This window comes from Mycobacterium sp. 852002-51163_SCH5372311, from assembly GCF_001667115.1.
Lineage (GTDB): Bacteria > Actinomycetota > Actinomycetes > Mycobacteriales > Mycobacteriaceae > Mycobacterium.
Genome location: NZ_LZIJ01000159.1, coordinates 1 through 10,501 on the forward strand (window position 1 = coordinate 1; position 10,501 = coordinate 10,501).

Sequence of the window (10,501 nt, forward strand, 5' to 3'; positions counted from 1 at the left end):
CTGCCCGACGTGGATGGCCTGCACATTCTGCGGCGGGTGCGCGAATCCGACGCATACACCCCCACCCTGTTCCTGACCGCCCGCGACTCGGTCATGGACCGCGTCACCGGACTGACCGCCGGCGCCGACGACTACATGACCAAGCCGTTTAGCCTCGAGGAGTTGGTCGCCCGGCTGCGCGGGTTGCTACGGCGGTCCAGCCAGCAGAGTCCGCCGGCCGGCGAGTCGCTCAAGGTCGGCGATCTGAAAGTCGACACCGCCAGCCGTGAGGTCACTCGCGGGGGCCAGCCGATATCGCTTTCCTCGACCGAGTTCGAGCTGCTTCGCTTCCTGATGCGCAATCCGCGCCGGGCGCTGAGCCGCACCGAGATCCTCGACCGGGTCTGGAACTATGACTTCGCCGGCCGCACCAGCATCGTCGATCTGTACATCTCGTACCTGAGGAAGAAGATCGACTCCGGCCGGGAGCCCATGATCCATACTGTGCGCGGTGTTGGATACATGCTGCGACCGCCCGAATAATCACTCAATGAGCGATGACCGGAACACCCCCCGGTGGCTTCCGCGTTCGCTGCGCCGCCAGTTGCTTTTAGGTGTATTGCTGGTGGTCAGCATCGTGCTGGTCGCCGTCGGCGTCGTCTCCGTGCTGACCCTCCGCGGCTACGTCACCACGATGAACGACGCGGAGGTCGCCAAATCCCTGCACGCCTTCACACACTCGTACGACCGCTACCGCAACGGTGAACATTCCCCGGCCCACGCCACCACTCCCCCGGTGGCCGAGGCGCTGCTCGAGTTTCCGGGGCAGACACCGGGAAACCTGATCGCCGTCTTGCACGACGGCGTCGTGGTCGGCTCTGCAGTCTTCTCCGAGGACGGGTCGCGTCCGGCGCCGCCCGACGTCGTCCGCGCGATCCAAGCCCAGAAGTGGGCCGACGGACCACCACGTACCGAAAAGTTCGGCAGCCTGGGTTCCTACCGCGTCGACTGCAGCATCCAGGGTTCCGACGTGCTGGTGGTCGGGGTCTCCCTGAACCTGGCCAAGCAGATCATCGCCCGCAAGAACATCACCACCACCATCCTGGTCACGACGGCGCTGCTGATCACGGCGGGACTCACCATCTGGGTGGTCGGGTTCGCCCTGCGACCGCTGCAACGGGTCGCCGCAGCCGCCGCGGAGGTTGCCGTGATGCCGCTCACCGGCGACGATCACCGCATCAGCACCAGAGTGCCGCCGCAGGACACCGACCCGGACAACGAGGTGGGGATCGTCGGACACACGCTGAATCGGTTGCTGGACAACGTGGATAGCGCGCTGGCGCATCGCGCCGACTCCGATCTGCGGATGCGGCAATTCATCACCGACGCCAGTCATGAACTGCGGACTCCGCTCGCGTCGATTCAGGGGTATGCCGAACTCACCCGCCAAGACAGTTCGGCGCTTCCGCCGACCACCGAGTACGCGCTGGCGCGCATCGAGTCCGAGGCGCGGCGCATGACGTCACTCGTCGACCAGCTGCTACTGCTTTCCCGGCTGAGCGAGGGCGAAGATCTGCAGACCGAAGACGTCGACTTGGCGGACCTCACCATCAACGCGGTGAACGATGCGGCGGTCGCGGCGACCACCCACAATTGGGTCACCAACCTGCCCGATACACCGGTGTGGGTCCGCGGTGATCAGGCCAGGCTGCACCAACTCGTCAGCAACCTGCTCGCCAATGCCCGGGTGCATACGCCGCCCGGCGTCACGGTGACCACTGGGATCACGCGCCACGACCACGGGCCCGAGGCGCCGTTCGCCGAGCTGACGGTCGAGGACAACGGACCCGACATCGACGCCGAGATCCTCCCGCGGCTATTCCAGCGCTTCGTTCGCGCCGACAAGTCGCGAACCAACGGGTCGGGTAACGGACTAGGCCTGGCCATCGTCAGCTCGATAGTCAAGGCGCATCATGGCTCGGTGACCGCCGAGTCCGCCAACGGCCGCACTGTTTTTCGGGTACGAATCCCGATGATCGACGATCCGGTCAGCGAGCCCGCGTAACGAATCTGGGCCGAAGCCCAAATTCCGCAAAAGTCGCGCGCGAAGCCGTAAAGAATCCGTTAACGGATACGGCACACGGCCCGGGCCGCGCCTAGCCTCATCCGTGTCCTGCTCATCGGGTCAATGTTGCCCGCAATCGATCGTCGATCGCACGAAAGACAGCTATGTCCGTGATGATGTTCCTACTGCTGACGGTGGCGGCCTTTGCCGCGCTTGGCGCCGTGCTGAACGTTGGATTGAAGTGACGTGAGCGCTGCCAATTTTGTCGGCCTTACTTTGGCTGTCCTGATCGCGCTGCTGCTTGCTGCGGCCCTGGTCTTCCCGGAACGGTTCTAGTGAGCGCTACCGCGGCGGGTGTCGCGTTTCTTGCGCTGCTCGTCGTTGCGTTGGCGGCTGCACATGTGCCGTTGGGCGACTACATGTATCGCGTGTACAGCTCCGAAAAGCATTCGCGTACCGAACGTTTCGTCTACCGCCTGATCGGTGCCAACCCGGAGTCGGAGCAGACCTGGGCCACCTATGGCCGTAGCGTGCTGGCATTTTCGGCAGTCAGCGTCATTTTCCTATTCATCCTGCAGCTGGTACAGAGCAAATTGCCGCTGCATCTCTCGAACCCCGCAACCAAGATGACACCGGCGCTGGCCTGGAACACGGCCGTCAGCTTCGTCACAAACACCAACTGGCAGGCGTATTCCGGCGAATCCACGCAAGGTCATCTGGTCCAAATGGCGGGCTTGGCGGTGCAGAACTTCGTGTCAGCCGCCGTCGGCATGGCCGTGGCCGTCGCACTGGTGCGCGGGTTCGCCCAGCATCGCACCAACGAACTCGGCAACTTCTGGGTGGACCTGGTCCGCGGCACGCTGCGCATCCTGCTGCCGATGGCCGCCCTCGCCAGCGTCGTTCTGGTCGCCGGCGGCGCCATCCAGAATTTCCACCTCAATGACCAGGTGGTCGATACGCTGGCCGGTGGCCATCAGACCATCCCCGGCGGACCCGTCGCCAGCCAGGAAGCGATCAAGCTGCTGGGCACCAACGGCGGTGGTTTCTACAACGCGAACTCCTCGCATCCGTTCGAGAACCCGACCGCCTGGACGAATTGGCTGGAGATCTTCCTGTTGCTGGTGATCGCCTTCTCGTTGCCGCGCACCTTTGGCCGCATGGTGGGCAGCAAAAAGCAGGGCTATGCGATTGCCGCCGTTGTCAGCGTCATCGCGGCCATCAGCGTCACGTTCATGATGCTGTTCCAGCTGCAGCACCATGGCACCGTCCCGACCGCTGCGGGCGCGAGCATGGAAGGCGTCGAGCAACGCTTCGGGGTTGCCGAGTCTGCCGTCTTCGCCGACGCGACCACGTTGACGTCAACGGGCGCAATAGATTCGGTGCACGACTCGTACAGCAGCCTTGGCGGCATGATGGCGATGTTCAACATGCAGCTGGGCGAGGTCGCGCCGGGCGGTACCGGCTCCGGCCTGTACGGCATCTTGATCCTCGCGGTCATCACGGTTTTCGTTGCGGGCTTGATGGTGGGCCGGACACCCGAATACCTTGGCAAGAAGATCAACCCGCGCGAAATGAAGCTGGCCGCAGGCTATTTCCTGATCACGCCGCTCATCGTGCTGGTCGGCACCGCAGTCGCGATGGCACTGCCAGATGAGCGCGCAGGCATGGCCAATACCGGGCCGCACGGCTTGTCCGAGGTGCTGTACGCATTCACCTCGGCGGCCAACAACAACGGGTCCGCATTCGCCGGTCTCTCGGCGAATACCGTTTGGTACAACACGGCTTTGGGCCTGGCAATGCTGTTCGGCCGATTCCTGCCGATGATCTTGGTGCTGGCGCTGGCAGGTTCACTGGCACGTCAGGGTGCGACTCCGGAATCCAGTGGCACCCTGCCCACCCACAAGCCGCAATTCGTGGGCTTGCTGGTCGGTGTGACGGTCATCCTGGTTGCCCTGACTTTCCTGCCCGCGCTGGCGCTTGGGCCGCTCGCCGAAGGGATCCACTGACACCGTGACGACGATCAGTTTTCCCACCCGTCGGCATAGCGGCCATCCACCGGGCGAAAAGCTTCAGGGGGGGCGACTCGACCCGGGCTTACTGCTCAAGTCACTGCCCGACGCGCTGCGCAAGCTCGATCCGCGCACATTGTGGCGCAACCCGGTGATGTTCATCGTGGAAATCGGCGCTGTGTGGTCGACAGTGCTCGCATTCACCGACGACACCTGGTTCAGCTGGCTGACCGTGTTCTGGCTTTGGCTGACAGTGCTTTTCGCGAACCTGGCCGAGGCTGTAGCCGAAGGGCGCGGCAAGGCCCAGGCCGACACCCTGCGCAAGTCGAAGGCCGACACCATCGCGCACCGACTCAGGAACTGGTCGCCCGGCTTTCTGGAAAGGGCCGGCGGTGCGGCCGAAGACGTCGCGGCGCCGCTGTTACAGCAGGGCGACATCGTGGTGGTAGCCGCTGGTGAAGTCATTCCGGGAGACGGCGATGTGGTGGAAGGCATTGCCTCAGTGGACGAATCGGCTATCACCGGCGAGTCGGCACCGGTGATCCGCGAATCCGGCGGCGACCGCTCAGCGGTTACCGGCGGGACAACGGTGCTCTCGGATCGCATCGTGGTCAAGATCACCCAGAAGCCGGGCGAGAGCTTCGTCGACCGGATGATCGCACTCGTCGAGGGCGCCAACCGGCAGAAGACACCCAACGAAATAGCACTCAACATCCTGCTCGCGGCGCTGACCATCATCTTCGTGTTCGCGGTGGCGACGCTGCAGCCGCTGGCGATCTACTCCAAGGCCAACAACCCCGGAGTGCCCGACACCCAGGCTCTGGACGGCAACGGCATCAGCGGCATCGTGCTGGTGGCGCTGCTGGTTTGCCTGATCCCCACCACAATTGGCGCGCTATTGTCGGCGATCGGCATCGCCGGCATGGACCGACTGGTGCAACGCAACGTGCTGGCCATGTCTGGCCGGGCGGTCGAGGCGGCCGGTGACGTCAACACGTTGCTGCTGGACAAAACCGGAACCATCACGCTGGGCAATCGCCAAGCGTCGGAATTCATTCCGATGCCCGGCCGGACTCACGGTGAGCTGGCCGACGCGGCACAACTGTCCAGCCTCGCCGACGAAACTCCCGAGGGCCGTTCGGTCGTCGTATACGCCAAAGAGGCCTATGGGCTGCGCGCCCGCACTCCCGGGGAGCTCGCGAACGCGTCTTGGGTCGAATTCAGCGCAGCGACCCGGATGTCGGGCGTCGACCTCGATGGGCGCCAGCTGCGCAAGGGCGCGGCCAATTCGGTGGCCGAGTGGGTACGCAATCACGGCGGCACCGTGCCGGTTGAACTCGGTGAAATCGTCGATGGCATCGGGGCGGCCGGCGGCACACCTCTTGTTGTCGGCCAAGTGGTTTCGGTCAAGGCTTCCGATGGCGTTGTCGAGACTGCGGAGGTGCTCGGTGTCATCCACCTGAAGGACGTGGTGAAGCAGGGCATGCGCGACCGCTTCGATGCGATGCGTCTGATGGGCATCCGGACGGTGATGATCACCGGTGACAATCCGTTGACGGCCAAGGCGATCGCCGAGGAGGCCGGTGTCGACGACTTCCTCGCCGAGGCAACGCCCGAAGACAAGCTGATGCTGATCAAGCGTGAGCAGCAGGGCGGTCGCCTGGTCGCGATGACCGGTGACGGTACCAACGACGCCCCGGCGCTCGCTCAGGCCGACGTCGGCGTGGCGATGAACACCGGTACCTCCGCGGCCAAAGAGGCCGGAAACATGGTGGATCTGGACTCCGACCCGACCAAACTCATCGAGATCGTCGAAATCGGTAAGCAGCTGTTGATCACCCGGGGGGCGTTGACCACGTTCTCCATTGCCAACGACATCGCCAAGTATTTCGCGATCATCCCGGCCATGTTCGTGGCCCTGTTCCCCGGGCTGGACCTGATCAACGTCATGCGGTTGCACAGCCCGCAGTCGGCGATCCTGTCGGCGGTGATTTTCAATGCGATCGTCATAGTCGCGCTTATTCCGTTGGCGCTCAGAGGCGTTCGGTATACGCCCAGCCGCGCGTCAAAGCTGCTCAGTCGCAACCTGTACATCTACGGTCTGGGCGGCATCGTCGCGCCGTTCATCGGAATCAAGCTCATAGACCTACTGGTTCAACTGCTGCCGGGGATGGCCTGAAATGAACGTCACCAACCTCGTTCGTCAACACTGGGCCGCACTGCGCGCGCTGCTCGTGCTGACCGTGATCCTGGGTTTTGCCTACCCGCTGCTGATTTGGCTGGTAAGCCTGCTGCCGGGGCTGCATGACAAAGCCCAGGGCTCGATGATCACCGCAGCGGGTAAACCCGTCGGCAGCAAGCTGATCGGCCAGTCGTTCGCCGACAGGTCGGGCGACCCGCTGCCGCAGTATTTCCAGAGCCGGCCGTCGGCGGCGGGCAACGGCTATGACCCGTTATCGAGCGGAGGCAGCAACCTGGGGCCCGAAAGTGTCGTGGACACCCCGGCGGATCCGGCCAAGCTGGCCGCCGGCGCCAGCGCGGCGGACGCCGGGTTCAAGCCGAGCTTGCTGACGCAGGTGTGTTCGCGCAGCGCAGCTGTCGCGAAACTCGAAGGTGTTCAGGGCGCGCGGCCGTTCTGCACGGGCGACGGAGTGGGTGCGGTGTTGTCGGTGATCGGCCCCCGTGACCCGCGCGGTTACGTGCTGCACCCCAGCAGGGTGGTCAGCGTCAACGAACCGTGCGCAGCGTCGCGCCAGACCTTCCTGGACATTTACGAAGGCGTCCGGGTCGAATGCGCGGCCTACGGCGAGGACTATGCGAACGGTCGGCTGGTGCCGATTCGCGGGGCCGCGCCGGACAATCCGCGGGTTCCACCCGATGCGGTGACCGCCAGCGGGAGCGGCCTGGACCCCGACATCTCCCCGGCCTACGCCGAAATCCAGGTCGCCCGGGTGGCCAAGGCGCGGCATGTCACGCCGCAGCAGATCCGTGAAATGGTCCAGGCCAACCTGAGTGGCGGGTTCTTCGGTGAGCCGGCGGTCAATGTCCTACAGCTCAATCTGCAACTCGACCATCGGTATCCGGTCGCGAGCTAGCGCCGCGGAGGATGATGGTTGACGTGACCGACGACGTCAGCCTCCGCGAGCAGCATCCCAAGCGTGGAGAGCTTCGCATCTACCTGGGTGCGGCTCCGGGCGTCGGCAAGACGTACGCGATGCTCGGGGAGGCGCACCGGCGTTTGGAACGTGGCACCGACCTGGTGGCCGCCGTCGTCGAGACCCATGGCCGTCGCAAGACCGCTGAGCTGCTGGAAGGCATTGAACTCATTCCACCGCGCTACATCGAATACCGCGGCGGCAGCTTCCCCGAACTCGACGTTCCCGCCGTGCTGGCGCGTCATCCGCAGGTCGTGCTGGTCGACGAACTCGCCCACACCAACACACCGGGCAGCAAGAACCAGAAGCGTTGGCAGGACGTCGAGGAACTGCTGGACGCCGGGATCACGGTGATCTCTACGGTCAACATCCAGCACCTGGAAAGCCTCAACGATGTCGTCGCCCAGATTACCGGCATCGAACAGCAGGAGACGATGCCGGATTCGATCGTGCGCGAGGCCTCGCAGGTCGAGCTCATCGACATCACGCCGGAGGCGTTGCGGCGCAGGCTGTCCCACGGCAACGTCTACGCACCGGAACGGATCGACGCGGCGCTGTCCAACTACTTCCGCCGCGGAAACCTCACCGCGCTAAGGGAATTGGCGCTGCTGTGGCTGGCCGATCAGGTCGATACCGCGCTGGCGAAGTACCGTGCGGAGAACAAGATCACCGATACCTGGGAAGCCCGCGAACGGGTCGTGGTGGCGATCACCGGCGGTCCGGAGTCGGAGACGTTGGTGCGCCGCGCATCCCGAATCGCGTCGAAGTCCAGTGCCGAGCTGATGGTGGTGCACGTGATTCGCGGCGACGGACTGGCGGGTCTCTCGGAGGCGCGGATGAGCAAGATCCGTGAGCTGGCGAACAGCCTGGACGCGTCACTGCACACCGTCGTCGGTGACGACATACCCAGAGCCTTACTCGATTTCGCCCGTGAGATCAACGCTACCCAGTTGGTGATCGGCACCTCCCGGCGGTCGCGGTGGCCGCGCTTGTTCGACGAGGCCATCGGCCCGACCATCGTCCAGCTGTCCGGCAAGATCGACGTGCACATCGTCACCCACGAGGAGTCGCGGCGCGGGTTCCGGTTAGCGTCGCTCGCGCCTCGCGAGCGACGCGTCGCATCCTGGCTCGCGGCCTTCGCCGTCCCGTCAGCAATCTGCACGGTCGGGGTGACGGTGCTGGACCCGTACCTGAACACCGGCGGCGAGAGCGCGTTGTTCTTCATCGGGGTGCTGCTGGTGGGCTTGTTCGGAGGTGTTGCCCCGGCGGCGCTTTCGGCGGTGCTATCCGGGCTGCTGCTGAACTACTACCTGATTGCCCCGCGGCACAGCTTCACCATCGCCGAACCCAACAACGCCGTAACCGAATTGGTGCTGTTGCTGATCGCGGTTGCGGTCGCCGTCCTGGTCGACGGCGCGGCCAGTCGCACCCGCGAAGCCCGTCGTGCTTCGCGGGAGGCGGAACTGCTGACGCTGTTCGCGGGCTCGGTGCTGCGCGGCGCCGATCTCGAGACGCTCCTGGAACGGGTGCGCGAGACGTATTCACAGCGCGCGGTCAGCATGCTGCGGGAGCTTTCCGGGGACGCCGGCAGCAGAGGCAAGCACAAAGGCTACCTGGTTGCGAGCGTGGGGAAGGACCCGTGCGTCACCGTTGATTCCGCTGACACCGCGATCGAGGTCGGCGATGACGAGTTCTGGATGCTGATGGCCGGCAAGAAGTTGGCCGCCCGCGACCGTCGGGTGCTCAGCGCGGTGGCCCGGCAAGCCGCGGGCTTGGTCCGGCAACGCGAACTGGCGGAAGAAGCCAGCCGCGCCGCGGCGATCGTGCAAGCCGACGAGTTGCGGCGCTCGCTGCTCTCAGCGGTCAGCCACGACCTGCGCACGCCGCTGGCGGCTGCCAAGGTGGCCGTGTCCAGCCTGCGGGCCGAGGACGTCGCCTTCTCCGCCGAAGACACTGCCGAATTGCTGGCGACCATCGAGGAATCCATCGACCAGCTCACAGCGCTGGTCGGCAACCTGCTCGATTCGTCGCGCCTGGCCGCCGGTGTGATCCGTCCGGATCTGCAGCGGGTGTACCTGGAGGAAACGGTGCAGCGCGCGCTGGTCAGCATCGGTAAGGGAGCCACCGGTTTCTACCGGTCCGCCATCGATCGCGTCAAGGTGGATGTCGGGGACGCGGTGGTGATGGCCGACGCCGTACTGCTGGAACGGGTGTTCGCCAATCTGATCGACAACGCGTTGCGGTACGCGCCCAATTGTGTGGTCCGGGTCAATGCGGGTCGGGTGGGCGATCGCGTCTTGATCAACGTCATCGACGAAGGCCCCGGAATTCCGCACGGGGCCGAGGATCAGATCTTCGAGGCCTTCCAGCGGCTCGGTGATCACGACAACACCATGGGTGTCGGGCTGGGAATGTCCGTCGCGCGTGGTTTCGTAGAGGCCATGGGCGGCACTATTCAGGCCGGCGATACGCCAGGCGGTGGACTGACCGTGGTGGTGGATCTGGCGGCGCCGCGTCGAGGCGGTGAATGATGACACGCGTTTTGGTGATCGACGACGAGCCGCATATCTTGCGTGCGCTCAAAATCAATCTGTCCGTACGGGGTTACGAGGTCATCACCGCATCGACGGGTGCGGGCGCTCTGCGGGCTGCTGCCGAGCACCGGCCAGACGTGGTGATCCTCGACCTCGGTTTGCCCGACATCTCGGGTATCGAGGTGCTCGGTGGGCTGCGAGGCTGGTTGACGGCACCGGTGATCGTGTTGTCCGCGCGCACGGATTCGTCGGACAAGGTCGTGGCCTTGGATGCCGGCGCCGATGACTACGTGACGAAACCCTTTGGTATGGACGAGTTTCTGGCCCGGCTGCGGGCCGCGGTCCGCCGCAACACCGCGGCGTCCGAACTGGAGCAGCCGATTGTCGAAACCGATGCGTTCACAGTGGATCTGGCTGCAAAGAAGGTCACGAAGAACGGTGCCGAGGTGCATCTCACACCCACCGAGTGGGGCATGCTCGAGGTGCTGGTGCGCAATCGGGGCAAGCTCGTCGGCCGTGAGGAACTGCTCAAGGAGGTGTGGGGTCCGACGTATGCGACCGAGACCCATTACCTGCGAGTGTATTTGGCGCAGTTGCGACGAAAACTCGAGGATGATCCGTCGCAGCCCAAGCATCTGCTGACCGAATCGGGTATGGGCTATCGCTTCGAGGCATAGCGGGCGCCGCCCTAGTCACATCCGTCACATCCGTCCCCGGAAGTGGGACACACAGCTTTTTGTCCACCTCAGCGCGACAACT

Annotated in this window: 8 protein-coding genes; all 8 read left to right on the forward strand. The window is 64.7% G+C overall.

The window, feature by feature from the left end:
* A partial coding sequence (locus A5791_RS17665) for a response regulator transcription factor (protein WP_067239577.1) occupies positions 1-522 on the forward strand: 522 nt, incomplete at its 5' end.
* Between the two features lie 7 nt (positions 523-529).
* Positions 530-2,044, forward strand: coding sequence for a cell wall metabolism sensor histidine kinase WalK (locus A5791_RS17670; protein ID WP_067239579.1), 1,515 nt, complete (start codon positions 530-532; stop codon positions 2,042-2,044).
* 246 nt (positions 2,045-2,290) lie between these two features.
* Positions 2,291-2,380: a K+-transporting ATPase subunit F gene (locus A5791_RS27280; RefSeq protein WP_067239581.1), complete on the forward strand. Its 90-nt coding sequence runs from the start codon at positions 2,291-2,293 to the stop codon at positions 2,378-2,380.
* Positions 2,380-4,050, forward strand: a complete 1,671-nt coding sequence (gene kdpA / locus A5791_RS17680) for a potassium-transporting ATPase subunit KdpA (RefSeq protein WP_067239583.1) — start codon at positions 2,380-2,382, stop codon at positions 4,048-4,050. The genes A5791_RS27280 and kdpA overlap by 1 nt, the downstream gene beginning before the upstream one ends.
* 13 nt (positions 4,051-4,063) lie before the next feature.
* Entirely contained in the window at positions 4,064-6,232 is a 2,169-nt protein-coding gene (gene kdpB, locus A5791_RS17685; RefSeq protein WP_369828095.1) for a potassium-transporting ATPase subunit KdpB, read from the forward strand.
* 1 nt (position 6,233) lies between these two features.
* On the forward strand, positions 6,234-7,148 hold the full coding sequence (locus tag A5791_RS17690) for a potassium-transporting ATPase subunit C (RefSeq protein WP_067239585.1): 915 nt from the start codon (positions 6,234-6,236) through the stop codon (positions 7,146-7,148).
* Positions 7,149-7,159: 11 nt separating this feature from the next.
* Complete coding sequence (locus tag A5791_RS17695) at positions 7,160-9,739, forward strand: sensor histidine kinase KdpD (RefSeq protein ID WP_067239588.1); 2,580 nt, start codon at positions 7,160-7,162, stop codon at positions 9,737-9,739.
* Positions 9,739-10,419 (forward strand): response regulator, encoded by a 681-nt coding sequence (locus A5791_RS17700; protein WP_067239590.1) that lies wholly within the window; start codon positions 9,739-9,741, stop codon positions 10,417-10,419. Before A5791_RS17695 ends, A5791_RS17700 begins: the two co-directional genes overlap by 1 nt.
* Positions 10,420-10,501: the final 82 nt, after the last annotated feature.

Bases quoted from the DNA above. Each gene is read 5' to 3' on its own strand.
- A5791_RS17690 (WP_067239585.1), top strand. From the start codon at position 6,234: ATGAACGTCACCAACCTCGTTCGTCAACACTGGGCCGCACTGCGCGCG.
- A5791_RS17670 (WP_067239579.1), top strand. From the start codon at position 530: ATGAGCGATGACCGGAACACCCCCCGGTGGCTTCCGCGTTCGCTGCGC.
- A5791_RS17695 (WP_067239588.1), top strand. From the start codon at position 7,160: ATGATGGTTGACGTGACCGACGACGTCAGCCTCCGCGAGCAGCATCCC.
- A5791_RS17700 (WP_067239590.1), top strand. From the start codon at position 9,739: ATGACACGCGTTTTGGTGATCGACGACGAGCCGCATATCTTGCGTGCG.